Annotated in this window: 22 protein-coding genes; 4 read left to right on the top strand and 18 right to left on the bottom strand. The window is 47.6% G+C overall.

Annotated features, from left to right (window positions below; genetic code table 11):
• Positions 1-108 precede the first annotated feature (108 nt).
• Positions 109-756 carry an SDR family oxidoreductase gene (locus CR205_RS10925; protein ID WP_110519460.1) on the top strand — a complete coding sequence of 216 codons (648 nt, stop codon included), beginning with the start codon at positions 109-111 and terminating at the stop codon, positions 754-756.
• A 65-nt stretch (positions 757-821) separates the two neighbouring features.
• Here the strand turns inward: CR205_RS10925 and CR205_RS10930 are convergent, their stop codons facing one another.
• The 9 genes from CR205_RS10930 to yhbH all read right to left on the bottom strand — a co-directional run bounded on the left by CR205_RS10930 (position 822) and on the right by yhbH (position 9,394).
• Positions 822-1,358 carry an LOG family protein gene (locus CR205_RS10930; RefSeq protein ID WP_110519462.1) on the bottom strand — a complete coding sequence of 179 codons (537 nt, stop codon included), beginning with the start codon at positions 1,356-1,358 and terminating at the stop codon, positions 822-824.
• Positions 1,359-1,850: 492 nt separating this feature from the next.
• Entirely contained in the window at positions 1,851-2,213 is a 363-nt protein-coding gene (locus tag CR205_RS10935) for a DUF2188 domain-containing protein (RefSeq protein ID WP_110519464.1), read from the bottom strand.
• Positions 2,214-2,313: 100 nt separating this feature from the next.
• Positions 2,314-3,045 (bottom strand): GntR family transcriptional regulator, encoded by a 732-nt coding sequence (locus CR205_RS10940; protein ID WP_110519466.1) that lies wholly within the window; start codon positions 3,043-3,045, stop codon positions 2,314-2,316.
• A gap of 20 nt (positions 3,046-3,065) precedes the next feature.
• Entirely contained in the window at positions 3,066-3,863 is a 798-nt protein-coding gene (locus CR205_RS10945; RefSeq protein ID WP_110519468.1) for an inositol monophosphatase family protein, read from the bottom strand.
• Between the two features lie 117 nt (positions 3,864-3,980).
• The gene (gene phnE, locus CR205_RS10950) at positions 3,981-4,784 is read right to left on the bottom strand and encodes a phosphonate ABC transporter, permease protein PhnE (protein WP_110519470.1); all 804 of its coding nucleotides are present in this window, start codon (positions 4,782-4,784) and stop codon (positions 3,981-3,983) included.
• Positions 4,784-5,599 carry a phosphonate ABC transporter, permease protein PhnE gene (gene phnE / locus CR205_RS10955; protein WP_110519472.1) on the bottom strand — a complete coding sequence of 272 codons (816 nt, stop codon included), beginning with the start codon at positions 5,597-5,599 and terminating at the stop codon, positions 4,784-4,786. Before phnE (CR205_RS10955) ends, phnE (CR205_RS10950) begins: the two co-directional genes overlap by 1 nt.
• A complete protein-coding gene (gene phnC / locus CR205_RS10960) occupies positions 5,599-6,372 on the bottom strand; it encodes a phosphonate ABC transporter ATP-binding protein (protein ID WP_110519474.1) in 774 nt (257 codons plus the stop codon). Before phnC ends, phnE (CR205_RS10955) begins: the two co-directional genes overlap by 1 nt.
• Positions 6,373-6,776: 404 nt before the next feature.
• Positions 6,777-7,754: a phosphate/phosphite/phosphonate ABC transporter substrate-binding protein gene (gene phnD / locus CR205_RS10965; protein WP_268877410.1), complete on the bottom strand. Its 978-nt coding sequence runs from the start codon at positions 7,752-7,754 to the stop codon at positions 6,777-6,779.
• 476 nt (positions 7,755-8,230) lie between these two features.
• Positions 8,231-9,394, bottom strand: coding sequence for a sporulation protein YhbH (gene yhbH, locus CR205_RS10970; protein WP_110519476.1), 1,164 nt, complete (start codon positions 9,392-9,394; stop codon positions 8,231-8,233).
• Positions 9,395-9,995: 601 nt separating this feature from the next.
• On the opposite strand from yhbH, the gene CR205_RS10975 reads away from it, so the two are divergent.
• Complete coding sequence (locus CR205_RS10975; RefSeq protein ID WP_110519478.1) at positions 9,996-11,507, top strand: glycine betaine uptake BCCT transporter; 1,512 nt, start codon at positions 9,996-9,998, stop codon at positions 11,505-11,507.
• A gap of 703 nt (positions 11,508-12,210) precedes the next feature.
• Here CR205_RS10975 and CR205_RS10980 read toward each other — a convergent pair.
• The 4 genes from CR205_RS10980 to CR205_RS10995 form a co-directional block, all read right to left on the bottom strand.
• The gene (locus CR205_RS10980; RefSeq protein ID WP_110519480.1) at positions 12,211-12,546 is read right to left on the bottom strand and encodes a CHY zinc finger protein; all 336 of its coding nucleotides are present in this window, start codon (positions 12,544-12,546) and stop codon (positions 12,211-12,213) included.
• Between the two features lie 227 nt (positions 12,547-12,773).
• Positions 12,774-13,373 carry a signal peptidase I gene (gene lepB / locus CR205_RS10985; protein ID WP_236634744.1) on the bottom strand — a complete coding sequence of 200 codons (600 nt, stop codon included), beginning with the start codon at positions 13,371-13,373 and terminating at the stop codon, positions 12,774-12,776.
• A 392-nt stretch (positions 13,374-13,765) separates the two neighbouring features.
• Complete coding sequence (locus CR205_RS10990; protein WP_110519482.1) at positions 13,766-15,661, bottom strand: PrkA family serine protein kinase; 1,896 nt, start codon at positions 15,659-15,661, stop codon at positions 13,766-13,768.
• A 762-nt stretch (positions 15,662-16,423) separates the two neighbouring features.
• Complete coding sequence (locus CR205_RS10995) at positions 16,424-16,729, bottom strand: antibiotic biosynthesis monooxygenase family protein (protein ID WP_110519484.1); 306 nt, start codon at positions 16,727-16,729, stop codon at positions 16,424-16,426.
• A gap of 477 nt (positions 16,730-17,206) precedes the next feature.
• Between CR205_RS10995 and CR205_RS11000 the strand changes: the two genes are divergently transcribed.
• Complete coding sequence (locus CR205_RS11000) at positions 17,207-18,487, top strand: acyl-CoA thioester hydrolase/BAAT C-terminal domain-containing protein (protein WP_142669885.1); 1,281 nt, start codon at positions 17,207-17,209, stop codon at positions 18,485-18,487.
• Between the two features lie 80 nt (positions 18,488-18,567).
• On the opposite strand, the gene CR205_RS11005 is transcribed toward CR205_RS11000, so the two are convergent.
• Together CR205_RS11005 and CR205_RS11010 are read right to left on the bottom strand one after the other, a co-directional pair.
• Positions 18,568-19,716: an NAD(P)/FAD-dependent oxidoreductase gene (locus CR205_RS11005; protein WP_110519488.1), complete on the bottom strand. Its 1,149-nt coding sequence runs from the start codon at positions 19,714-19,716 to the stop codon at positions 18,568-18,570.
• Positions 19,717-20,032: 316 nt separating this feature from the next.
• Positions 20,033-20,653: a YpjP family protein gene (locus CR205_RS11010; protein ID WP_110519489.1), complete on the bottom strand. Its 621-nt coding sequence runs from the start codon at positions 20,651-20,653 to the stop codon at positions 20,033-20,035.
• Between the two features lie 184 nt (positions 20,654-20,837).
• Between CR205_RS11010 and CR205_RS11015 the strand changes: the two genes are divergently transcribed.
• The gene (locus tag CR205_RS11015) at positions 20,838-21,290 is read left to right on the top strand and encodes a hypothetical protein (RefSeq protein ID WP_110519491.1); all 453 of its coding nucleotides are present in this window, start codon (positions 20,838-20,840) and stop codon (positions 21,288-21,290) included.
• 167 nt (positions 21,291-21,457) lie between these two features.
• Here CR205_RS11015 and CR205_RS11020 read toward each other — a convergent pair whose 3' ends face one another.
• From CR205_RS11020 to CR205_RS11030, 3 genes are all read right to left on the bottom strand, one after another.
• A complete protein-coding gene (locus tag CR205_RS11020; protein WP_110519493.1) occupies positions 21,458-23,101 on the bottom strand; it encodes a glutathione ABC transporter substrate-binding protein in 1,644 nt (547 codons plus the stop codon).
• A 445-nt stretch (positions 23,102-23,546) separates the two neighbouring features.
• On the bottom strand, positions 23,547-24,857 hold the full coding sequence (locus tag CR205_RS11025) for a hypothetical protein (RefSeq protein WP_110519495.1): 1,311 nt from the start codon (positions 24,855-24,857) through the stop codon (positions 23,547-23,549).
• Between the two features lie 5 nt (positions 24,858-24,862).
• Positions 24,863-26,113, bottom strand: coding sequence for a M20 family metallo-hydrolase (locus CR205_RS11030; protein ID WP_110519497.1), 1,251 nt, complete (start codon positions 26,111-26,113; stop codon positions 24,863-24,865).
• Between the last annotated feature and the right edge of the window lies 1 nt (position 26,114).

Here is a 26,114-nt window from a genome sequence, read left to right on the forward strand (position 1 = left end):
CAGAATACTGTTCGTCAAGACATGCGCTGTCCCGTCCACGTTTCACTTCCAAAGCGAAGGGGAAACTGTATAATGTGAAAACGTATTTAATACAGGAGATGATAGGAAATGAGAGTACTTGTAATCGGAGCAAACGGGCAAATCGGCCGTCATATGGTAAAAATGCTCGGCCTGAGCACTGAACATGAAGTAAAAGCGATGATCCGTTCGGAGGAACAGCGAAGCACAATGGAAGACCTCGGTGCCCACGAAATTGTCATTGGGGACTTGGAAAAAGATTTTTCACATGCCTATGAGGGGGTAGACGCCGTCATTTTTACAGCAGGATCAGGCGGCCACACCTCTCAGGAACAGACGGAAGTGATCGACCGCAGCGCTGCGATTAAATCAGTTGAAGAAGCGGAAAAACACGGTGTTGCACGCTTCATCATGATCAGCGCAATCGGTGCCGGACATCCGGAGGAAACACCGGAGGGCATCCGTCATTATATGAAGGCAAAAGGTGCTGCTGACGACGCACTGCTGAACAGCCGTTTGAATTACACCATTTTACGTCCCGGGAGTCTCTCGAACGATGCGGGCAAGGGAACCATTACAGCGGCAAAAGAACTGTCTGACCGTTCAGGGGAAATCCCTCGTGAAGACGTAGCCTCAGCTGCGGTCAACTCCCTGACGATCGAAGAGACAAACCATCAGGTTTTCGAGCTTCTTTCCGGTGATACGAGCATCGGAACAGCATTGAAAAACATTAAATAGGCAGAAAAGCCTGTCCCGAAAATGGCGGACAGGCTTTTCCTATGGATTCAATGTGAAGGGGGCGGCTATTCCATCAGCCTTTCAATCATAAGCACGGGATCTTCCTCGACAACGATTTTTCTGCGCACCTCGTCATCAAGAAAACCCTGTTCTTTCATATGGTCAAAAAAGCTGACAAGCGGGGAATAATAACCGTTTATGTTCAAAAGTCCGTTCTTTCCTTTGTGCTGACCGAGCACTTCCTGCGTGAGCATTTCAAAGTACTCTTCCATCGTCCCAATACCGCCGGGCATAGCAATAAAACCATCGGACAAATCAGATATCATCTGTTTGCGTTCCCGCATGGTTTTGACTATATGGAGCTCTGTGAGTTTCTGATGGGCAATCTCCCTGCTACCGAGAAATTCCGGGAGGATCCCAATTACCCGGCCCCCATTTTCAAGCACTCCGTCCGCAACTGCCGCCATAATGCCGACGCTTGCACCGCCATAAACCAGTTCGATATTACGCTCCGCAAGGGCCTTGCCCAGCACCCGGGCAGAGTTTGTATATTCCGGATGCCGCCCTGCTCTGGAGCCGCAAAATACTGCACATCTTTTCATGTATAATCCTCCTGTTTTGCTGTTTGCCTGGTTTTATTATAGCCGATTGCCGTGTTTTAGCTATAGGGAATGGTCTGGCTGGGCGTGGTGATGATTCACAGTTATACTTCCTGTGATGGGATTGGTTAAGGTTTATAATCTGCTGTTTTCCTTTTATACGCAATAACCCGGCTCAAGTTAGGGTTTACATTTGACTGATTCGCTTTTATACACCTTGCCTCTGCACACTTTAGGGTTCATAATCTGCTGATTCAGAATTATACCCCCTAATGGAACACCCTCATTTTGGTTAGGTCTTAAATATCCCTTTTATACGACCTAACTACTGTTCAGACGCCCGTTAAGTCTTAAAAATCACTTTTTCACACCTTAACTCCCTCATCCATGTACGTTAGGTAGTAAAATGCCACTCGTTTCTGCCTCACTCCATTTCCCGCCTCCCACACCACAATAAAAAACCGGGCATATGCCCGGTCATCAGCTACTCGCTCTCTACTCCGTCGCTTTCTTAGTGTCCTGTACAGAGCCGTCCTTCCTGTGTATCACAATCTCTGCGTTCCGGGAATCGATCAGTTCATCGGCCCGTTCCATCGCATCCTCTTTTGTGTCGAATTTACCGGCAGCCCGGTCCGCTCCCTCTTTCTTTACTTCCCACTTGCCATCTGATTCGGTTACATGGTAGGTCACATCACTTTTCGGCCCGACCTTTTTTGCTTCATCAATAGCGATGGGGATCGCCCGCCCCTCTTCATAACCGTCCTCAAGCAGAGAATTGGCAATTTCGATCGCTTTATCCCGTATGTCCTTATCGAGGTTTTTCATGGAATCTGGATAATCGGTTTTCGTCCATGGCATCTGATCATCATCTCCTTTACATAGGTGAATACACATTACATTCCCCTTTTCCACGCATAAAAAACAGCAGCCCCTCAAATCGGAAAGGCTGCTGCTGACATTATTTTTTTGTGCGGAGCACAGTAAAAGTAAACAGGTCGGACCGGAAGTAATTGATTGAATAGAGAACGGGCCGGTTTTTAGTATCGTAATGCATCTGGGTGAGAACGAGGAGGCTCATATCGCCTTTACAGTTCAGTGCTTCAGATACCTCTTCCACGTACCCCTGTGATTTTATTTTTGAGACTGCATAATCCACTTCAATTCCAGCTGTGTTTTCAAGATCGGAGAACAGGGACTGCTCGGAAAACTGGTGGTTCTCCCCGAAGAGAGCAGCGGGGAGGATATCTTTACAATAGACAACCGGACTCCCATCGGCCGTTCGGATCCTCCTGATTGACTTCACCTTCGCCCCTGGTTTGAGCTTGAAACGGGTGCGATCAGCGTCAGCCGCCGGCACCGTTTCCTGAATATACATACTCGTCCCGGGCTGTTTTCCGTTTTGAATAATCAGATCACTAATGCTGGACAGTTCCTCAATGCCGCTTTCAATCAGGGCCTGTCCTCTGACAAACGTCCCGAGCCCGTGCACACGTTTGACGATGTTTTCGCTTTCAAGAATCACCAGAGCTTCCCGGAGTGTTGTCCGGCTTACGCCCAGACGTTTTGCCAGTTCCGGTTCGGACGGAAGTTTCATATCCGGGGGCAGCTCCCATTTTTTTAAATCCATTTTAAGCTGATTGACAACCTTCATGTACAACAGTTCTTTTTCACTTGATACTGACATTGCCATTCTCCACTCTCCTCAGGACTTTAACGCAGATACGACGCCGCAAGAATCTCATGAAGACCCGGTTTTGCAGCGATCACAGACGAATGGTCAAACGGGTAAATAGAATCATTTCCGGAAGTTGTGACTACAGCGCCGACTTCCTTCAGTAAAACCAGACCGGCACCGAAATCCCACGGACCAAGTCCAAATGCAATGGAGCCATCCAGTCTCCCGCACGCCACGTGAGCAAGTTCAAGGGCCGCTGACCCCTGACAGCGGACCCCGCGGACCTTGGAGACGAGTGACTGCATCTTTTCAAAATCAGCATACTCATTCGGCACGAGCCAGAGTGAATTCATGGCGATCAGAGCCTCTTCCTCGGACGTTGGCGAGAGCCTTTCCAGCTTCGTCTCGTTCAGCCAGGCCCCCTCCCCGGAAAGAGCATGAAAGCATTCTCCTTCGGCTGGATCAAAAATGACTCCTGCAATCGGGCTTCCTTTATGATATACACCAACTGATATGGCAAAATTGCGCTTCTGATGGACGAAATTTGTTGTTCCGTCGATCGGGTCGATCAGCCATACTGTCTCCTCTTCTGGTATGTAACTGCGCTGGTCAGTGACAGTCCCTTCTTCACCCAGAATCATATGCTCCGGAAATTCGGTATTTACCTTTTCAGCAAAAAAACACTCAATTTTACGGTCCATTTCGGTTACAAGGTCGGCAGCAGATGTTTTATATTCCGCTGCGATATTTTGAGTCAATGAATCCATTAGCATAAGCCCGGCTTCTTTTGCCAAGGCAACGGCAAAACGATGTATGGCGGATTGATCCATCATAAGTAACCTCCTGCGGTAATGGAAAAAGGCTCAGCCGCTTTTTCAAGCATGCTGAACCTTTATCCTTTGCTATCTGTATGTCCAGCCAGATATTAAGTTACAGAACTGACGGACGGTTTAAACGAGTTTCTTACGGATTTTACCACTGAGAATATCGATAAGCGTAACGAAAATAACAACAACATAGAGGATCATACCGACATCTTCCCAGTTACGCTGCTGTGTCGCGAGCAGAAGCGGGAAACCAATACCACCGGCACCTACGATCCCGAGTACAGTGGAAGCACGAACATCGATTTCAAAACGGTAGATCGCATAGGACGAGAATTCAGGAACTACCTGTGGAAGTACACCGTACCACATGGCCTGAACGCGGTTACCACCGCTCGCCTTGATCGCTTCTACTTTAGACATGTCAATGGTTTCGATTACTTCAGCATACAGCTTACCGAGCATCCCGATCGAGTTAATACTGATGGCGAGTACCCCGGCATATGGACCGATACCGACGGCAGCAACGAAGATAATCGCAAAAATGAGCTCAGGAATAGCACGGATTGCATTCAGGATCGCTTTACCAACGTAGGAAAGTCTTCCGCCTGTCATGTTACGGGCAGCAAGGAATCCTACCGGAATCGCCAAAATGGAGGCTACAGCCAGACCAGCGTAGGCAATCGCAATTGTTTCAAGCATGTAGCCTACGAGTTCAGGGAACTTGGCTCTTACATCGGCATCAAAGAACGGGGATATAAAGATCCGCTCCAGTGTATGCCACGCTGATGATGCGGATGGACGCACCTCAAATCCGGTAAAAACAAAGGCAATCGTGTAAAGGAACGCCAGAATGGCGGCAGTAATCCCGAGTTTGATTTTAAACTTTGTCCGATTCGGTTTTGGAGGGAATTTCACTTCTTCATTCATTAGTTTAGTCCCTCCCTTACCTTGTTACTAACATAGTCGATAATCGTAATGGTGACGAAAGTCAGGATAATAATCGTAGAAACGTTCGCGTAGTTGAACATGTTCAGCTGCTGGCGCAGAATCAGACCGATTCCCCCTGCACCTACGAAACCGAGAACTACGGAAGCTTTAACGTTAATTTCAAGAATGTAAAGAGCATAGGATGCATAGTGCTGGGCTACCTGCGGCACGACACCGTAGGCAATAACCTGAAGCACGTTTCCGCCTGAGGCTCTGATCGCCTCAAGAGGCCCGGGATCAATCGTCTCAATTGTCTCACTCATCAGTTTCGCGAAAATACCGAGTGAGAAAATCGTAAGGGCAAGTACCCCTGAAAGGGCACCTAATCCTACAACGGCAACGAAAAGTACCGCAAGGATGATTTCCGGAATCGTACGCAGAAGGTTAAGAAAAATACGGATAAACTGATAGAAAAAGTTGTTGGTGTTAATGTTTGAAGCTCCGAGTACACAGAAAGGAATCGCAATGATTGCGGCAAGTGTCGTACTCAGAAGGGCAATGTTCCACGTTTCCAGAAGGGCAAGGGAAACCGTTCTCACGTAACCCCAGTTTGGAGGGAACAGATCATCAACTACGAAAGAAAAGATAATAGGAAATCCTTCGATGACACGGTTCGGAAAAGCATCTGTCAGATAAGCAGACAGCACGTACAGAGCAATAACCAGGACAATACTGCTGGAAAGATACCACTTCAACCCGGTTGGAGTAATTGGTATACGCCCTTTTCCTTTCTTAAGATTTTTTTCAGTTTCCATTATTCGTCATCTCCCCCGAGAAGATCGTCTTCTTTAATAGGTCTGCCGTAGATCTCTTCGAAGGTTTTATCGGTAACTTCGCTGACAGGACCGTCAAAGACAACTTCACCATCTCTGAGACCGATAATCCGGTCGGCGTACTCCTGCGCCATGTCGATGAAGTGAAGGTTAACGAGGGTCGTAAGATTATCTTCTTTACTGATGCGTTTAAGGTCTTTCATAACGACGTGTGATGTCGGGGGATCGAGGCTGGCAACAGGCTCGTCAGCAAGAATGACTTTCGGTTTCTGGGTCACAACACGCGCAATACTGACACGCTGCTGCTGTCCGCCACTGAGCTGATCCGCCCGTGTGTAAGCCTTTTCACCAATGCCCACCCGGTTCAGGTTCTTCATGGCAAGTTTGACATCTTCCTGCGGAAACATCCCCAGAAGACTTCTCATTGTACCGGTATGACCAAGACGTCCGGCCATAACGTTACGAAGAACAGACATCCGTTTTACAAGGTTGTGCTGCTGGAAAATCATCCCTGTTTTCGTGCGCAGTTTTCTGAGATCTTTTTCCTTATACTTTAGAATGTTTTCTCCATCAATGAGCAGTTCCCCTGAAGTTGGTGTGACAAGACGGTTAATGCTGCGGATCAGGGTGGATTTACCTGCACCTGACATTCCTACGACAACAATAAATTCCCCGTCGTTGATTTTGAGATTAATGTTTTTCAGTCCCTGATGACCGTTCGGATACGTTAAACTTACATCCTTAAACTCTAACATTGTGTTCTCCTTCCCCCTGGTAGCGAATTTCATAATGAATGTATTTGTTATGGCGTGATGCAGTTGATTTATGATAAATCTCAATAGTATAACACTATTGAATGAATATTCTAACTTGAGAAGTCAAAGAAACCCTTGACTGAAAATATGGAATATGCTTTAATTAAGAATCCGATTCATTTTTCCTTTAAGAAAAAATGTAATATGTTCTTTACAAAAAGGTATGACGTCAGTCCTCAACACTCAGAACATAATAAAACAGCGACCCGGGAACAGGTCATGCTTGTTCACTTATCGGCCGCCGTCTTGCTTGAGACTATATGTCTTTCTGCTGATTAACCGGAGTGCTTTCACCAGGAGCAGAGCCCCCGGTGAAACTGCCGGTCAGTTTAACTATTATATTATTACTCTGAAAGCTCGTCTTCGAACTCAGCGAATACTTCACGGACAACATCGTAGTCTTCAGTAGAAGCTTCTGCGATTCCAGTCCAGTTGTAGATTTCGTCAAGTACTTCAAGCATTTCTTCGTCATCCTGGAAAGTCAGGAATGCAGCTTTGATATCTTCTTTCCAGTTGTCTGGAAGATCACTGCGGACAGAGATTGTATCGTTAGGGATCGGATCTGTGTAACCAAGAACGCGAAGGTCGTCATATACGTCAGGGAACTCATCAGCAAGGTTGTCACGGGCATCGTCAAACGTTGTAGCGAAGTCCGCTGCTCCATCGTAAAGTGCAATCAGGGCGTTGTCATGACCGCCTGTTGTTGTACGGATGAAGTGAGAGTCAATATCTTCAACTCCGAAGCTTTTCTGCTGAGATGCAGGGAAAAGGAAACCGGATGTAGACAGGTCATCTGCATAAGCCCAAGTGAGGCCTTCTTCTTCAGCAAGCTGCTCAACAGATTCAAGGTGAGAGTCTGCAGGTACAGTGTACTGAGCTTTGTAGGAAGTTTCACCGTGACGCTCTGCTTTAAGAATTACTTCAACACCAGCGCGCTCTTCAGCCTGAACAAAACCAAACGGTGGCAGGAATCCGATGTCAACCTGTTGCGTTCTCATTGCCTCAATCAGTCCTACATAGTCAACCATTACAGAAGCTTCAACGTCTACGCCAAGTTCTTCTGACAGACGATCGGCAAGAGGCTGAGCTGTGTCAGCAATTTCTCCAGCATCCTGAGATGGTACGAAGCCCATGATGAGTTCGTCGATGTCTTCAGCTGCTTCTTCGTCGCCGCCATCTTCCTCTTCAGCAGTGTCTTCTCCGTTACCGTCGTCAGTACCGTTGTCGGCACCGCCTTCAGCGTCGTCGCCTTCACCACAGGCAGTAAGTGCTGTAGCCATTGCAAGACCGAGTGTTACAGAAAGAAATTTCTTCTTAAACAAGGTAATTCCCCCCAAAGTATGTGTTTTACTATTCAAGCCTCAAGATCCTGATCCCCAATATGTAGATGATAAGAACCAGTTGTCTAACAACTCGAACGATTATTAGTATACAATTTTGTCGATTCCTTGTCTATGGAATTTACAAACTATTAATATAATGTGTCACATTTAATCATAGTTTGTTGACAAAAAACCTTATTTTACAATAATTCCCCCAGAGGTTTTTTAGAATTGTAAACAAATTATTAAGGTTGTCCGACAACCATAGCAGCAGGATACAGCCCGATTCCACGTGAAATGGTCCACTCTTTACTCCTATAACAAGTGGTACCAATACAATGGAAGAAAGAAATTTACACAAAAAATGACAGCGCATACATTCCGCGCTGCCAAGGTTGTCCGACATGCTCCGTTTCACATAAAAATGACTGCCGTCCCGCTCTGTGTTTTACGAAGAACCGGGACGGCAGTTCGATCTACTGAAGCACTTCATCTTCCTTTCTGAAGAACCATTTAAGAGACTGGTAGACATCTCCCTTTTCCCTCAGAATAAAGTGTCTGAACCGTTCATCACGGATGTTTTTGTATGCACTCATGAGTGTGGACGGCCGGTTGTACTGGTTCACTTCCCCGTAGCCGAACATGCTGGACATCTCCATCAGTTCCTTTACGAGCTTTAGGCAGCGCTGGTTATCTGATGTTAAATTGTCGCCATCGGAAAAATGGAAAGGATAGATATTATAACGTTCCGGTGAATATTTCCCGTCGACGAGTTCCAGTGCTTTCCGGTAGGCGGATGAACAGATTGTTCCCCCGCTTTCCCCTTTCATAAAGAAATCATCTTCAGAAACGACTTTTGCTTCCGTATGATGGGCAATGAATTCAATGTCTACTGTTTCGTATTTTGTCCGGAGAAAACGTGTCATCCAGAAAAAGAAGCTTCTGGCCATGTACTTTTCCCATCGGCCCATACTGCCGCTCGTGTCCATCATCGCAAGTACAACGGCTTTGGACTCGGGCTTTACTTTCTCATTCCATGTCTTAAAGCGCAGATCGTCATTGTAAATCGGCATGATACTGTTTTTTCCGCTCATGGCATTTCGTTTGATGGCCTGGATAATGGTCCGCCGCTTATCGATATTGCCCATGAGCCCTTTTTTGCGAATATCATTAAAATCGATATCCTCAACGACAATGTTGTCCTCTTCCTTCTGCTGAAGGTTCGGCAGTTCGAGCTCTCTGAACAGCAGCTCTTCAAGTTCCGAGATAGCTACTTCAGCTTCGTAATAATCTTCCCCCGCCTGGTCTCCGGCACCTTCACCTTTACCGGCACCCTGCTGCGGTGATCCGTCCCTTGCCACCACATCGCCTACTTCACTGTCGCCGTCACCCTGGCCCACATGTTTGTTTTTGTCATAGTTATAGCGGATTTTATACTCATCAAGAGATCTTATTGGAATTTTTATGACGTCCCGGCCGTTTGACATGACAATGCTTTCTTCGCTCACCAGATCCGGGAGATTTTTATTGATCGCTTCCTGGACTTTCTCCTGGTGGCGTTGCTGATCCTGGTAGCCTTTTCGGTGGAGGGACCAATTATCCTGAGAGACAACATAATTCTTACCGACGTTACTTTTCATTGTCTTACTCCCTCCTTCATTTTTTCATCGTTTCATAAAACCTGTCATCTTATCGTCGATCGCCACTCATGTAACGGAAACAGTCAGGCTTTTATTAAGCTGAATTCTCCGGCTGTTTTGTATGAAGGGCTCTCAGGCCCTTTACCACTGTCACTTTTCCCGGTGCTGCTTTTGAAGTTGTTTGCTTACGGTATCTGATTCGACGCAATCGTACAAAAAATTCTTTCGGACAGGCACATTTTTCTTCCTATGCACATACATATAAGAGTGACGACATCCTGTGAACTGTTTACCGTCTGCCGACACGCCATCCATTTTGAATAGCTTACTTTATCCTATGCAGAAGGCTCGTGTAGTTGACAAAAAAATCTGATAAATATACAAGTCCCTACATCTCCTTGCATTTTGAAAGTGGACAGGCTTCTTTTAGAACACAAACTTTTAATTTGAAATAAAAAATTATGCCCTTCCCCCTTAGAGCGGTAAGGGGTTTAACGTATCGGGACCATCAATGTGGTTCTTTTTTCATATTTAGACATGTTTTTGTCGTAAAAGAGGGAATATAGGTTAACAACCTTCGTTACTAAGGAGAGGATTGATTGTGAAAAAAGTCACACCAGTATTCTGGGGAGCATTGGGTATTCTCGTTTTTATCGTTGCTTTTGGTATTATCGCTCCCGCCACGCTTGAGGAATTAACCGGAACCCTGCAAGGTTTTATTACAGAAACAATGGGCTGGTATTATCTGCTGATCGTTTCGGGCTTTGTGCTTGTCTGTCTGTTTTTCGTAGTGAGTCCCTACGGGAAAATTAAGCTGGGGAAACCGGACGACAAACCGGATTATAATTACGCAACATGGTTTGCCATGCTTTTCAGTGCCGGTATGGGGATCGGCCTCGTTTTCTGGGGAGCAGCTGAGCCGATCTCACACTCGATGATTGATTCGCCTACCACGGAGCCAGGTTCTGACCAGGCGATCAGTGATGCGATGCGGTTTACGTATTTCCACTGGGGTGTACATGCCTGGGGAATTTATGCGGTCGTTGCCCTTATTCTTGCCTATTTCAAATTCCGCCGTGATGCACCAGGTCTGATCAGCGGCACGCTGACACCGATTCTTGGAAAGCATGCCGAGGGAACGCCGGGTAAAATTATTGATATCATTGCAGTAACCGCTACGGTTATCGGCGTTTCCAGTACACTCGGTTTCGGTGCCGTTCAGATAAACGGAGGACTCAATTACCTGCTTGATGTGGGTAGTAACTTCGGTGTTCAGTTTGTGATTATTGCCGTGGTTACGGTTCTGTTTATGATCTCGGCATACACCGGTCTGAATAGAGGAATCAAGTACCTGAGTAATGTGAATATGATTCTCGCTGTTCTGCTGTTTGTGTTCATACTTATTGCCGGTCCGACCCTATACGCATTAAATATTTTCACCAATACACTGGGCACGTACTTACAGACGCTGCCGACGATGAGTTTCCGTCTTGCTCCTGACAATCCTGAGGCACGTGAATGGATTGACGGCTGGACGATTTTCTTCTGGGCATGGTGGATTGCGTGGGCACCTTTCGTAGGCTCATTTATTGCCCGCGTTTCTAAAGGACGCACCCTTCGCGAATTTGTTCTTGGCGTACTCTTTGTACCGTGTCTTGTAGGATTTGCCTGGTTTTCCGCATTCGGCGGTACGGCCATCACGCTTGAAACAAACGGCATTATTGCCATTTCGGAGCTCGCGACTGAGGAAGCTCTGTTCGGGGTATTCGCGCAATACGCTCCAATTGGTACAATAATGAGCTTTGTGGCGATTATTCTGATCGGGACATTCTTCATTACCAGTGCTGACTCGGGAACGTTTATTCTCGGGATGCAGACGACAGGCGGTCACCTGAATCCGTCCAAAACGATTAAACTCGTGTGGGGCGTGATGCTGTCAGCCACCGCACTGATCCTTCTTTATACGGGCGGACTGCAGGCACTGGAAAACGCCTTGATAATTGCCGCACTCCCGTTTTCGATTATTATGATTCTCATGATCTTTTCCATGATGAAAGCACTGAAACAGGAGAAAAAATCTGACGGAGACAAAGGGCAGGCAGAGAGGTTATAGTACTTCAGGTTAAAAAAGGCTTGAATGTTTTCAGAAAGATTGTTGTTTTAATCCGCTTCAGGCGGACGCTTTCCGCAGGTCTAGCTTCAGCCTCCTCGGGGAAAGCTTCTGCTTCTTCCTCTGCCAGCAAAGCTTCGTAGCCTACTGCGTCGAAGCACCTCGCAGCCTACTCAAGAAGTAAGCGCTGGCAGCTGATGCTTTTCCCGCTGGAGTCACTGCCTTTCGCTCCTTTAAAAAGTGGTCAATAGCAACAATCTGTACGAAAACAGCCTTAAAAAAGAGGATTTGAACAGACGAACATATGCGGTGTAAATAAAACGCTCCTGAAATATACTTCGCTTTCAGCGGGAAGCAGGTGAGCCTCCTCGTACTTCGCACTCCGGGGTCTCACCTCTGCTTTTCCTCCTGCAGGAGTCTTCGTATATTTCATCCGCTTTGTTCTCTCTTACGTCGAACCCTCACTTACACACTTTTTATGTCCAAGCCTTATTTTAATGGCTCTGTTAAATCAGTTGTTGATTTTCTCTCTCTTCGCTCCCTTTCCGCGGGCACCACTGCAGCCTCCTCGGGAAAATCGCCCTGCGGGGTCTTCCGTCGGTGCTGTTCCCGCAGGAGTGTCGCTCGTTCGTTCCAATCAACTTGATTAAATCAACATTAAACTTTAACAGAGCCATTTTAATAAAAATTGCGGATTGACTGTTCCTCATTTCCCCAGTTCGAAATAAAGATGATGGTGCAGGCTGCAGCCAGGGTTAAACGATTTGCTGCAGCGGGGACAGGCATCACTGTGGGCTAAATACTCATCAATGGTCAGTTCGGCTCCACATGTTCCGCAGAGCACGGCTCTGGTTCCGTATTCAGCCCTCTCCCACTTTAAAGGGTCATGCCCTGCCGTTTCACGGTGGCACAGTATACACGGATAGTAGGTATCACAGCATTTGAATTTAATGGCGATTCGGTCCTGCTCGGAGTGATAATGGATACAACGCGTCTCCTCATCAATGACGGGACCGGCAACGTTGAAACCTTTAATATTCATACGGGCACGCCTCCTTATTAACTTGAGTGTACCCTGAGGGTGCTTCTGAATCAAAGTACTGGCATCTGTGACGTACCGGGGCAGCCTGGATTCTGAAGAATATAAGTGATTACACCCTTCCGATCTCTCCTGCTGTATTATCCTTTATTTACTTTTGATACCATAAAAAAGAAGCACCCTTTTTTATATAGAAGGAATGCTTCTTTTAGATAGTATGTGATTCAGGGTTAAAACAGTCTGAAACCTTCAAGCGGCCAGTATGCCATGTTGGCCCTGCCAACAATGTGCTCCATAGGAACAAATCCAATCTGACGGCTGTCAATACTGTTCTGTCTGTTATCACCGAGTACAAAGATATGGCCTCCGGGAACTTCAATTTCTCCGGTAATGTCTTCGAGCGTGAAGTCATCTGTCAGAATGCCGCCGCCCTGTTCTTCACGGAACTGAGCAAGAAATTCTTCGTCTTGTGGTTCATCATTAATGTAAAGTGTATCGTTTTCGTATTTGAGCGTATCACCAGGCAGTCCGATAACACGTTTAATGTAATCTGTTTCTTCCGTGGCGTGGAAAATAATGAGGTCAAACCGGTTCGGCTCTGCAATCTCGTAACCGATCTTGTTTACGATGATCCGGTCCCCGTCGTTGATGGTGGGCATCATGGACTGACCGTAAACAACATAATTGGTAAACATAAATCCACGGACGAGTATAGCGATGACGAACACAATGGCAAATGTCTTGGACCAGCTCCACAGTTCAAGCTTCCAATTTTTCCGCTTAAGGGGCTCCTTCATTTCACTGCGACTTTGCCTGTCTGCTGTTTTCATCCTTTTGTTCTCCTCCATTTTTAGTTGATAGCATCCTAAGTGCGTTTCTAGTAACATAATAGCCGGTAATCCATTTTTTAAACCGTTATCAGGTGATAATTATAATTGTTTTGCAGATTCATTGAGGATGAATGGCATTGATTGTAATGACTTTCCGTTATTTAGAAGAAGAGGCATAACTCCTTATTGAGAATTTATCCAGCTAAATGAAAATAAGGTGAGTTATGTAAGTTTCATACGTGCGAAGAACTTCCGGTGTTATGAGAGTATATTCCCGCCTCTCTTTATCCGAAACCCGATATGCCTAGACTTGCCGAGAAAAGGCGGCACCGCTTTTATTCAGACATTAAAAAAGAGAGTGCCTCCAGATTTATCTGGGACACTCTCTTTTTTCAACGGTTCAGGAGGCTTCCGACGTAGCGGAGCAGCTCGTTGGCCGATGTGGAGTTGTAGCCATGATCCTCGATCAGGCGGGCAATGACTTCGTTGACTTTTTTAAGCTGATTCTCGTCCGGCGTTTTCGTTGAGGTCGTAATTTTAACAACGTCCTTCAGATCAGCAAACAGCTTCTTCTGGATCGCTTCGCGCAGACGCTCGTGGGACTGGTAATCAAACTTTTTACCTTTCCGGGCATAAGCGGAAATCCGGATAAGAATTTCTTCGCGGAAGGCTTTTTTCGCATTTTCAGAGATTCCAATCTGCTCTTCAATGGAACGCATAAGCTTCTCGTCCGGGTTCATTTCCTCTCCGGTCAGCGGGTCGCGCAGCTTGTTTTTGTTGCAATAAGCTTCCACATTATCGAGATAATTGTCCATAAGGGTTTTCGCCGACTCCTCATATGAATAGACAAACGCCTTCTGCACTTCTTTTTTCGCAATTTCATCGTATTCTTTGCGGGCTACAGAAATGTAGTTCATGTAACGCTCGCGGTCTTCCTTCGAGATCGATGCGTGCTGATCAAGGCCGTCCTTAATGGATCGGAGCACATCCAGCGCATTAATCGATGTGAGCTGCTTGCGGATGATGGCGCTTGAAATCCGGTTGATCACATAACGAGGATCGATCCCGTTCATCCCTTCATCCTGATACTCTTTTTTCATTTCCTCTACGTCCTGGGTGTTGAACCCTTCCACGCTCTGGCCGTCATACAGCTTCATCTTTTTCAGGATATCAACGCCGTTTTTCTTGGACTCTTTCAGACGGGTGAGAACGGTAAAGATGGCTGCAATTTTCAAAGCGTGCGGCGCGATATGGACGTTTGAGATGTCACTGTCGCGGATCATTTTATCGTAAATCCGCTCCTCTTCACTCACCTTCAGGTTATACGGAATCGGCATGACGATAATCCGGGAGTGAAGGGCTTCGTTTTTCTTATTGGCTATAAAGGACTTGTACTCAGCTTCATTCGTGTGGGCCACGATCATCTCATCTGCGGATATCAGGGCAAACCGGCCGGCTTTGAAGTTTCCTTCCTGAGTAAGAGATAATAAATGCCAGAGAAACTTCTCATCACACTTGAGCATTTCCTGAAACTCCATCAGACCTCGGTTCGCTTTGTTGAGCTCCCCGTCAAATCGGTAGGCACGAGGGTCCGATTCGGATCCGTACTCAGCGATCGTGGAGAAGTCAATGCTTCCTGTCAAATCGGCAATGTCCTGTGATTTCGGATCTGACGGGCTGAACGTTCCGATGCCGCAGCGGCGGTCCTCGGAGAAAATAACCCGTTCGACCATAACGTCTTCAATACGGCCGCCATACTCTTTTTCCAGACGCATCAGATTCAGCGGGGAAAGGTTTCCTTCCACCCGGATGCCGGTTTCTTTCTTAAAATCCTCTCTCAGATGATGAGGAATGAGGTGAAGCGGATCCTCATGCATCGGACAGCCTTTAATACAATAAACGGCTCCATTATCATTCTTGGAATACTGTTCGAGTCCTCGTTTAAGCATCGTGACGAGTGTGGATTTACCACCACTCACCGGTCCCATCAGAAGCAGAATACGTTTTTTTACATCCAGTCGTTTCGCTGCAGAATGAAAGTACTCTTCCACAAGGCGCTCAAGTGCATCTTCAAGGCCGTAAATCTGATTTTCAAAGAAACGGTAATGCTTTTTGCCGTCAACTTCCTCTACGCCCGCATCTCTAATCATGTTATAAATACGGGAGTGTGCAGTCTGTGCCACTTCCGGTCGTTCCCTCACAATATCAAGGTACTCTGCGAATGTCCCTTCCCACTTCAGGTTCTCTTCTTCTTCCCGGTAGTGCTGAATTTTATTAAGAATGTCCATTTGGGGCCTCCTCCCAATACTGGCTGGGGAAACAACCAGATATCTTGGTTCATCTTATGCGTGTCTTTCCGGTATCATTCACCCTCTTTGAAAAGACATGCTTGTAAAATCCGTCCGGTTTCGACATCCGGGTTCCTTTATTTCTTATACTGTCATCCCAATGCACATGGTCAACGACCTGTACAGTCGGGGCTGTCCCCAGCTTGTTACGATTCATTCTATTGCCTTGGGCCCAGGTTCAGAACCAGAACAGCCGCAGATTACGCTGCAGGTGGACGCTTCCACACCAAAAAACAGCTAAATGAAAAAACCGACCGGCTCCGGTCGGTCCCGGAACGCAGACGGTTCTGTGTTTTTGTTTTAGAGAAGCTCTTTGTTGTTTAATTACGCTGCAGGCAGGACGCTTTCCGCGGGCATCGCTTCAGCCTCCTCGGTAAAGTCCCTGCTTCTTCCTCTGCCAGCATGCCCTTCGAAGCGGTCTGCGTCGAAGCAGCTCGCAGCTTTTTCGAGAGGCTTTGTTAAAGTCTGGTGTTGATTTCTGCTCACTGCGCTCCCTTTCCGCGGGCACCGCTTCAGCCTCCTCGGGAAAAACGCCCTGCGGGGTCTTCAGCCGGCGCTGTTCCCGCAGGAGTGTCGCGCGTTCGCTTCAATCAACGATAGAAAAATATCAACATTAAGCTTTAACAGAGCCTTTCGAGAAGCAAACGCTCGTCGCCGGAGTCGCCGCCTTCCGCTTCATATTAAGATCTATCCGCAACAGCTTTAAAGGTGATGAGTGGCCTTATACTCAAAAATCTTATTTCCGGATGTGGGGCTTTTATCGAGGTTTTCACGCCGCTTTTTGTGGGCGTCCTTAAATGCTCGGCTGTCCACCCAGGCACGGTAGTCTTCCTCCGATTCCCACTTCGTCAGGACAACCTGGTAATTGTCATCATCGGACGGATCCAGAAACATAAAATCGAGGCAGCCCGGAACCTCCTTCATTTTTTCAGCGCTTTCGGCAAAACGGCTGGATACGTTATCCCGTCCTTCTTTAGGTACGTGAAGTTCGTTCATTACTACGTACATTTTCCATACCTCCTCATAAAATAAGCGTTCTTTCCTCATTATAAGTGAGAGAGCCGAATAGGAAAAGAAATTGGACGTGCATCCGTTTTATTTTCGTGGTATATTGTTTTTACAGAGACGATTGAAGGAGGCGGCAATGTTATGAACTTGCTATTAATTCTAGGCGTATGTGCAGCCTTTCTCGCTGCTATTTTTACCGGGGGATACAACTCCAACCCAAACCGTCAATAATGTTAAAAAAGCTGTTCCCCCGCGCGGGAGGCAGCTTTTTTTCGTTGATCACCCTGGTTTTCTATAATTCCACTGCCAGCGGACGCTTTACCCCGCGCCCACCCTGAGAGGCAGCTGCATTTTTTTAAGGACAATTAAATGTGTTTTTTCCCTCTGTATCGAATATAGATGAGAAAGGCGGACAGACCACGCTTCCCAGCTTTACTCCCGCTCCCGCCATAATAACCATACGGCAGGTGAAGAAGATTGACATGTTTTCTATATCCCGATATTGGACGAGTAGACGAACCAGTCCAGTTCCATATGGACGGTTTCAAACCCGGTGAGAAGGTGGAAATCCGGGCTGAGTGGATGGACAGATCAGAATACAAGTGGACTTCTTCGATCACGGTTACAGCTGGATCCGATGGAAAAGTGCAGCTTTCCGGTGATACTGAAGGACCTGATTTCCGCACGCTTTTCTGGCAGCTGGCCCCTGTCTCAAGTGAAGTAGAAGGCGCTGTCCTGCAACGGAGTGAACTTGCGCCATTCCACATCGGTATAACCGTAGTAAACGAGACACATGAAATCGTGACAGAACGGGTCATCACCAGACTTTTTGTAGAGGATCATATCAAACAGGAAGAGGTGGATACACCGGAGTGCCAGGGTACTTTTTTTTACCCTGAGAAAGAAAACAGTCTCCCGGCGGTCATCGTCCTCGGCGGCTCAGAAGGCGGTGTGTATGAAGAAACGGCCGCCCTTCTTGCAGCTCACGGATATGCCGCACTTGCGCTCGGGTACTTCGGTTACCCTCCTCTGCCTCCTGATCTTCACGAAATTCCCGTTGAAACCGTGAACAGGGCTGTTCAGTGGCTCACTGACCAGCCGAATGTGAACGGGAATGAAATAGCCTGCCTCGGAATTTCAAAGGGTGGTGAACTGGCCCTGCTGGCTGCTTCGCAGGACTCAAGAATTAAAGCAGTGATCGGAGAAATGCCGCCGAGCCACGTTTTTCAGAGCCTCAGACAGGGCCGTAGGAGCTCTTCGTGGTCAAAGGATCGGACGCCGGTGCCGTTCATTCCGTATTCGCTTGACTTTACCATGCGTGTGGAGCACGCAGTAGCCCAGTGGAAAAAAGAGCCTCTTGGAATGCGGCCGGTGTTTGAACGGAGCCTGAAAAAATACGGATCCGGCGGTGAAGCGGCTCTATATGTGGAAAAGATCAATGGACCTGTGATGCTGATCAGCGGCGGTGCCGACGAATTGTGGCCATCTTCCTCTATGTGCAAGACAATGATGTCACGGCTCAGCGCCAATTCTTTCGCGCACGAAAAAAAGCACCTCTCATTTGAAGATGCGGGCCATGTGCTGACAATTCCCTATCTTCCTGCACGGATTCCGAAGAGTTTTCCATTTAAAACAGGAGGTACGGAAGAGGCAAATGCCCGGGCAGGGGAGCAGGCCTGGAAGGAAACAGTGGCGTTTCTCGACCGTCACTTTAACCCAGTAAAAGCAAGAATTGAAACAGTGCTTTTCCAAAAGTAATAACTCAGTTTTAACGGCCCGCTCTGGTTGAAGAGCGGGCCGTTTTTTGGATGATGTTATTCTGTTGAACGAGTGTTTTATCAGCTATTCGGTCTATCCTCCAGCCCCTCGATTGCTGATGCGATATCGTAATCGTCGAGATTCAGTTCTGTTTCTTTTGCGAGAACCTTGCGGGCGAGTTCGGCACCGAGGTACGGCCCTGAAGTGAGGCCCGAAGAACCGAGCCCGTTCGCAGCATAGAGCCCTTCTTTTCCCGGAACAGGTCCTGCAACAGGCAGGAAATTCGGTGTGAACGGCCTGAAACCGACGCGTGTTTCTGTGAGGGTTGCTTCTGTGAGACCTGGTGCCACACTGAGTCCGCTGGAGAGCACCTCCTGTACACCTCCGGCAGTTACCCTGGGATCAAATCCCGTGTCGTCCTCGTGAGTGGCACCGACAACGACGCGACCCTCTTCAAATGTGAGCAGATACAGCCGTCCCGGAGGCATGACGACGGGCCAGCTCCCTGTTTCTGTATCCGGCAGATCGAGATGGACAATCTGGGCTTTCTGAAACGATACCTGAAACGGCACGCCCGCTTCCTCGAGTACCTCTCTTGCCCAGGCGCCGGCAGTCACGATCACTCCGTCAGCCGAAATCATTTCTCCGTTCACTTTTGCCCCGGCAGCTTTCTCTGGGGGGGTTTCCTCATAAACAATGCGCGCGTCTCCTTTGATAAAGCGGGCACCATGCTTATTTGCTCCATTTATGAGAGCCTGCCTCATCAGTCGGCCGTTGACCCGTGCTCCGCCGCTTACGAACACACCGCTGTATTTTTCGGCAAGAACGGGAAAACGTGCGGTTACATCCTCCGGGGTAAGTCTTGTGACGTCCCCCATTTCCGGTGCGGCGGGCTTTCGCTCAGCCGCACGCTTCACCATTTTATCAACCACGTCTTCTTTCGTGTGCAGGAGCATCGCCCCCACCTTGGCGTATCCGGTTTCCTCTTCTCCGTCCGCTTCAAGCATTTTAACGAGTTCCGGGTAATAGGCCGCTCCTCCTTTTACGAGCCGGTACCACGGCTTGTTTCTTCGCTGCGTGAGCCACGGACAGATAATTCCCGCAGCAGCATCTGTTGCTCTCCCTGTATCCTCCCGGTCGATTATGGTAACCCGGGCTCCTGCACGCGCCAGATGGTAGGCTGTCGATGCGCCGAGGATCCCTGCACCAATCACGATAAACGATTTCATATGTACAACACCTTTTCCTGTCTGATTTGTCTGTGACCAGTTTACTATACCAGGTGCAGGGGCATCAAATGGGTAGAGTTGTGGCAGGGGTGGGAGTTGGATTAGCCGTTCTTATTATTTCCTTACCGTTCTTATTATTTCCTAAGCGTCCTTAACATTTCCTGTACGTCTATATTATTTCCTTACCGTTTTTACACCTGTATTTTTGCTTCCTGCCTCCCCTTACATTCCCGCTCCCGGCACCTTCCCCTCCCATAAACAGAAAAAAACCTGAATCGGCTACGGACCGATCCAGGCATTGCATTCTTTAAGGTAACTATTTTGACATCCATTTTGGCGGTGTGTTTTTGTCCCAATACACTTCTCCGAGCTGGTGATGCTCCTCGAATCCGTCACTGCTAAGGTGGTAATGAAAGTTAAACCAGTAGCCGTCACGGGGACGGTTGTCCCGGCGAACGTGGAATTTGGCCACTTCTTCTTCCGCCTCACTGTCATATATGTTGAAAATCCGCTCCCCATAACCGGCGGAAGGTTCTTCAGACACAGTAAAGCCTGTATAGCGCTGATCATCGCCAGCCTCTTCAATAATCGTATTCAGCACATCTTCCATATTCGGCATGATTGCAGACATGACTTCATTTTCAATCTGTCTGGAAATCTTCGGTCCGAGTTTTCGGAGGGTATGCTCACGCGCCTCCTCGGTAATCCGGTCGATCACATCATCTAAGGACTCTATATCCGTTAAGTTCTCATCAAGGTCAATATTTTCATCATCATCTGACAGCCCGCCCTCATCAAGGCCGTTCAGATCATCATCGTCAGGCGGAAAGGCTTCTCCTGTATCCGCATTGGCATCCAGGTATGTAGGCGGTATAAAGGCCCCCATTGTAATAAAGGTGATCATGATGATGGACAGTTTCTTAAACCAAAGCTTCATGAACCGACTCTCCCTTACGTTTCCTGCCTTTATTTTACCATAATTCGACTGAAAGTCTATTGAACTATTTGACTATTCTCATTAAATTAATGTTAATGACTTTTATCAAAGCGTATATTTTCTTTCTGGCGGATCATTGATATAATAAGCCAATTGAACTTATAGAACCTGGAGGTCTGCCTTAATGCTGTCTTTTGAAGAAAAACTCGCCATCATCGAATCGTTCCCGGAGCTCGAGCGGCGGGATGTATCTCTCGGGAGAGTGAACTTTCATTTTCCCGGAAGTGTAAAGGAAAAGAAAAACGTGGTTTACCACCTTCACCCGAACGGAAACGGCTTTGTGTATGCAGGCGAGCTGACCGGCTATGAAGTGGACGACAGAGGGATGGTCAACATCCGCAGCTTTACGGAGCGGGCAATCCGGTCGGTTATTGAAAAATCCATCTCTTCTCTCTCCCCTGCTCCGGAAACCGATGGTGAGGAAGAATTCTGGATCAACCGTGACTCCCACACTTTGTCACTGGTACGTGAAGGGGAAAACTGGAATGTGTACGCAGACACTGGTCTGGACGGCACGTTCAACACGTACGGTGAAGCTGCAAATTATCTGGAAGAAGAAGGCTTTTCACGAATTTAGCAACGAACTGGCGCGCCATTTCTAATGGGGTGCTTTTTTGTTCCGTTAAAAGTGAAAACCTGTCCCAGCACCTTAAAAAAACGTACCGGACACTGCATTGGCAGTGCCCGGTACGTTAGTCATTTTGTTATCTTATGCGCTGTACCGAAAAGTGTGACAGCCTTAGATTAGTTGTTGATTGTTACGTCCTGTAGCTGGTAAATCCCGGAGCCGTCAGCCCAGTATCCTTCTACACTATCGTGTACACCCATGATTTGTGCTGGGTGGTAAAGGAAGGCCATCGGTGCTTCTTCCTGAAGGTATTCTACAGCTTCTGTATAAAGATCGAGTCGAGCGTCCTCATCCTGCTCAATGCGTGCCTGATAAAGAAGGTCATCAAATGTTTCATCTCTCATAAACGAACGGTTTCCGGTAGGACCGGCATTCTCAGAGTGAAACAGCATGTGCATTGGATAGTCCGCGTCACCAGTACCGAGAGACAGTCCCAGAATGAACATATCGTGCTCACCGGCACCTGTAGCGTCAAGGTATGCCCCCCACTCAACTACTTCAATGGTTACATCTACACCGATTTCCTCAAAGTTTGCCTGAGCTACCTGAGCGATCTGCTCACGCTCGGCAGAGTCGTTCGTCCAGAGCGTTGTTTCAAAGCCGTCCTCGTAACCTGCTTCAGCAAGAAGTTCACGGGCTTCTTCAAGGTTCTGCTCTACTACAGGAATGTCTTCGTTATAACCAAACTGCGTCTGGTTGATCGGTCCGTTGGCACGTTCACCAGTTCCTTCAAGGATGCTGTCAACCATGGACTCTGTGTCAAGGGCCAGTGAAAGGGCACGGCGAACGCGAGCGTCATCGAACGGCTCTTTCTCCATGTTGAATCCGAGGTAGGAAATGCTCGCACCTTCTGTCATAAAGTAGCCGACATCGTCAGTTCCTTCCACACGGTTAATATCGTTCGCTTCAAGCGGGTCACCGATGTGGATGCCTCCGTTTGTAAGCTCACCGATACGGGAAGAAGATTCAGGCATTACGCGAAGCTCAACACTGTCCACTTTCGCATTTTCACCCCAGTAATCTTCGAATCTTACAGCTTTTGAAAAGTCTCCACTTGCACGTTCTTCAAACTCAAAGAACCCTGTCCCATAAGGATTATCATTGATATATTCTCCAGGCTGCGCACCATCATCCTCCATTGCTGCATAGTCGCCTTCAATTGATTCTTTTGAGATAATACTTGATGCATAGTGTGCAAAGTGAGATGGAAGCGGAGCGAATGGAACTTCCGTACGGAACTCAATCGTGTAATCATCCACTACTGTGATCTCTTCAATAACGTCAAAGAGAATGGCACGCGGGGAACCGATTTCCTCATCAAGAATCCGTTCTATGTTTGCTTCTACTACTTCAGCATTAAATTCTGAACCATCATGGAATGTTACACCTTCCACAAGTTCAAAGCGCCAGACATCTTCTTCAACGTCTTCCCAGCTTTCTGCCAGGTATGGCTCAAGCTCCATATTCTCATCGAACTTGGTAAGTGTTTCATAAATTTGGGTCTGCATCTGACCGGAAGGAACATCGTTGGATGTATGCGGGTCAAGAGAGTTGATGTCCGAAAGTACCCCGATTACGAGGTCTCCGCCTTCTTCTCCGCCTGCTTCTTCGTCATCTTCCTCGCCCGTTTCTTCACCGCCGTCACCAGCGTCTCCGCCTGCATCGCCGCCGTCTTCATCGGGCTCACTTGCACAGGCTGCAAGGGCTGTTGCCAGGGCAACAGAAACTGCAGTTGCTTTAAGCGTTTTGCTTTTAAACATTGTGTAACTCCCCCTTGGTTTTCTTTTTATGTCCAGCACTCACAGCAGCTAAATAATCAACCCGGGCAGAAATAAAATCATTCACCGTATATTCGGTAGATGCCCACCATTTAGAATAGTCTGTCATTTAACTGTGTAAAATGCCTATTTCCTCCAGGACCTGCCCGGGGAAAACGTTAATTATAAAACTACTACAGGTTAAATGGTCTGTAAAGGGAAAATTATTTTAATATTTTATTTTTTGAAACCATTAAGGAATTTCCCGCATCACACCAGGCCTTTGTCCCTATCTAGGTAATTCCTTACAGGTCCTTTGTCTTATCCAATAGAACTCAAAAATTCCATCTTCAACCTTTACCAATTTTGGATCAAATAATATTATATGTAAATAATGTAACTTTTTTCAAAAGAGAGCCTGTCATCAGACGGCTCTCCTTTTCATGTTTTATTCAGGAAAGGTAAGTGTATAGATTTTCCGCGGTCTGCCTCTCTGGCCGGGTTGCTCTTCGCCGTTAACCTCTGCAAGACCAAGCTCTTCGAGTGCGTTAAGAATCCTGCGGGCGTTACGGTCAGAGCTGTTAAGCCAGATTGAGATATCCTTTGCCGTCACGATTGTCTGATCATAGTAGCTGGAAATGGACTGCAGTCTCGAGACAATCGAGGGGCTGATATGCGCTTCTTTAAACTTCCTGACCCAGTCCCCTCCCCAGCTGCGCTGATTCACAGAGAGCACATCATGATTCTCCCGGATTTCATTCACTGCCTGGTCCTCGTCCACCGTGACAATCACCCGTTGCTTATGGCCCATCGCCTCCCTCAGCGCCATCCGGACATGCTCCTCCGCATCCATGGCCGTCCTTCCGTACCCTGCCACGGTTCTTAATGCCAGGCCGGTCTGCAGTTCCGCCTGGGACATAAGATCAAAGAGCGGCTGGTACGACGTGAGTTCAAGTTCGCCGAGCGTCGTATAGATAAAAAACAGGCCGTCTCCCATCTGGACAAAAGATCCGTGAACCTTTTCCGCATACTGGAGGATCAGCCGCTTTAAATCAAGCTCCATATGTTTGGTCCTGAACGAATAATAATCCTCATCAGCGTGCCCAAGCGCCAGCACACGCTCCACTCCTACGATGGCAATCTGGGATTTCCGGTACAGAGCAGAGTGAATCCGCTCCCGGAGGTACTTGATCGTTAGTTGAATTGCCAGTTCCGTTGGGGTAATCCGGTAGCACGGAATGCCTCTTTTTTTCAGCTCAAGATAGACGGCCCGGATTCCGGTAAATGCGGCATTCACCTTTCCCTCACAAAACAGCTCTTCGTGAAAGGCAACAATATCTTCGGCAGGCAAATAGCCTTCGTAAGGGAAATTATAAATCTCCAGATTCTCAAGGGAGAACATTTTTCTAAACGATTCCACTTCTTCATCACTGATCGTATCCAGGCTGACTGATGGGAGAATGTTGCCGTGCTTATACTGGGCCTTGAGCAGTTTTCCCAGCAGACTGGAGCCGTAGAGAGGTGGATATCCCGCTTCTTTTTCGCTGACGAGTCCAAGCGAACGGGCAAAATAGTAAGGCGCTTGGCCGGAAAAGAGCCAGTAGTCCACCTTGTCACGATTTTTCTCTATAATCGTTTTCGTTTCCTCCGTCTTTTCATATGGAAAAGTCAGCAGATGAACGTCATCAAAGGAGGCTGCTTCCTGTTTTATTTTTTCAATTGAATCTGCCGGTCCTACGGCCCCAAGTCGGATTTTCATCGGATCTACTCACCTGTTTCTTTTTCTAAGTAAGCCGCAATCAGCTTCACACCCATCACGAGATCCTCCAATTCCGCATGTTCATCCGGATGGTGGCTCAGACCATCTCTGCACGGAATAAAAAGAAGACCGGACGGCCATTTCGCCTGCATGTTCATCACATCATGACCTGCACCGCTTTCAAGTGTCAATGGTTTGTATCCTGCTGATTTCCCCGTATCCCGGATCGTTTCAAAAACCTTCGGCTCAAGGGTAATGGATGGATTGTGAACAAGTTTTTCAGTCGTAACCTTTACCTGAAAGGTCTCTTCAATCTCACGGCATTTTTCGTAAACTTCCTGTTCCAGCTCTTCTTTCAGATTGTCGTCCACACTGCGGATATCGATGCCGATTTCAGCTGTTCCGGGAATCACGTTCATGACATTCGGTTTAAGCTCAATCGTACTGCATGTGGCAACGACTGGCAAATCCTTTTCGGCCGACAGGGCTTTTGCACGCTCGGAAACAAATGTAATCAGCGGTGCGGCCGATACAAGGGCATCATGTCTACGATCCATCGGAGTTGTGCCTGTATGACCAGCTCTGCCAGTGACTGTTACATTCAGCCGGATCGGACAGGCAATAGCTGTGACAGCACCAAAGTCGGCTCCTGCATCCTGGACCCGGGTTCCCTGTTCGATATGGAGTTCCAGAAAAGAATATATTTCTTCTTCTTCACGCTCTGCCGAAGTTATCCGGTCCCAGTTAAAACCGCGGAATTCAACAGCTTCCTTTACGGTGACACCGTCCTTATCCGCAACGTCCTTTAACTTGTCCGGGTCGAGCAGACCGGCCATCGCCTTACTGCCAATCGTCGAGACGCCAAAACGGGCAGATTCCTCGGAAATAAAACAGATCACTTCGATAGGGCGCTGAGGGGAAAAGCCCTGATCCTTGAGCATTTTCACGGCTCCAAGGCCACACAGCACTCCGGCTGCCCCGTCGTATCCCCCGCCGTTAGCTACAGTATCCAGATGGGAGCCTGTCGCAGCGGCAGAACGTTTTTGACCTTCCTCTGTTTCCGGGTCCCATCTTGCGATCACATTCCCTGCCTCGTCCTGCTTCAGGTGAAGCCCGAGGTCTTCTGCTATTTGTTTAAACTGGGTAATCGATTCCCATTCTTCAGCTGTATAGCTCAGCCTGGTAAACCCTTCCGGAGGATTCATCTCGTCTGTCTGGTTCAAATTTTTCAGATTTTCTTCGATCCATGTTTTCATC

Source organism: Alteribacter lacisalsi (assembly GCF_003226345.1).
GTDB lineage: Bacteria > Bacillota > Bacilli > Bacillales > Salisediminibacteriaceae > Alteribacter > Alteribacter lacisalsi.

Excerpts from the sequence above, each read along its gene's own strand:
- CR205_RS10925 (WP_110519460.1), top strand. The coding sequence starts at position 109 with ATGAGAGTACTTGTAATCGGAGCAAACGGGCAAATCGGCCGTCATATG.
- CR205_RS10930 (WP_110519462.1), bottom strand. The coding sequence starts at position 1,358 with ATGAAAAGATGTGCAGTATTTTGCGGCTCCAGAGCAGGGCGGCATCCG.
- CR205_RS10935 (WP_110519464.1), bottom strand. The coding sequence starts at position 2,213 with ATGCCATGGACGAAAACCGATTATCCAGATTCCATGAAAAACCTCGAT.
- CR205_RS10940 (WP_110519466.1), bottom strand. The coding sequence starts at position 3,045 with ATGGCAATGTCAGTATCAAGTGAAAAAGAACTGTTGTACATGAAGGTT.
- CR205_RS10945 (WP_110519468.1), bottom strand. The coding sequence starts at position 3,863 with ATGATGGATCAATCCGCCATACATCGTTTTGCCGTTGCCTTGGCAAAA.
- phnE (WP_110519470.1), bottom strand. The coding sequence starts at position 4,784 with ATGAATGAAGAAGTGAAATTCCCTCCAAAACCGAATCGGACAAAGTTT.
- phnE (WP_110519472.1), bottom strand. The coding sequence starts at position 5,599 with ATGGAAACTGAAAAAAATCTTAAGAAAGGAAAAGGGCGTATACCAATT.
- phnC (WP_110519474.1), bottom strand. The coding sequence starts at position 6,372 with ATGTTAGAGTTTAAGGATGTAAGTTTAACGTATCCGAACGGTCATCAG.
- yhbH (WP_110519476.1), bottom strand. The coding sequence starts at position 9,394 with ATGAAAAGTAACGTCGGTAAGAATTATGTTGTCTCTCAGGATAATTGG.
- CR205_RS10980 (WP_110519480.1), bottom strand. The coding sequence starts at position 12,546 with ATGAATATTAAAGGTTTCAACGTTGCCGGTCCCGTCATTGATGAGGAG.
- lepB (WP_236634744.1), bottom strand. The coding sequence starts at position 13,373 with ATGAAAACAGCAGACAGGCAAAGTCGCAGTGAAATGAAGGAGCCCCTT.
- CR205_RS10990 (WP_110519482.1), bottom strand. The coding sequence starts at position 15,661 with ATGGACATTCTTAATAAAATTCAGCACTACCGGGAAGAAGAAGAGAAC.
- CR205_RS10995 (WP_110519484.1), bottom strand. The coding sequence starts at position 16,729 with ATGTACGTAGTAATGAACGAACTTCACGTACCTAAAGAAGGACGGGAT.
- CR205_RS11005 (WP_110519488.1), bottom strand. The coding sequence starts at position 19,716 with ATGAAATCGTTTATCGTGATTGGTGCAGGGATCCTCGGCGCATCGACA.
- CR205_RS11010 (WP_110519489.1), bottom strand. The coding sequence starts at position 20,653 with ATGAAGCTTTGGTTTAAGAAACTGTCCATCATCATGATCACCTTTATT.
- CR205_RS11015 (WP_110519491.1), top strand. The coding sequence starts at position 20,838 with ATGCTGTCTTTTGAAGAAAAACTCGCCATCATCGAATCGTTCCCGGAG.
- CR205_RS11020 (WP_110519493.1), bottom strand. The coding sequence starts at position 23,101 with ATGTTTAAAAGCAAAACGCTTAAAGCAACTGCAGTTTCTGTTGCCCTG.
- CR205_RS11025 (WP_110519495.1), bottom strand. The coding sequence starts at position 24,857 with ATGAAAATCCGACTTGGGGCCGTAGGACCGGCAGATTCAATTGAAAAA.
- CR205_RS11030 (WP_110519497.1), bottom strand. The coding sequence starts at position 26,113 with ATGAAAACATGGATCGAAGAAAATCTGAAAAATTTGAACCAGACAGAC.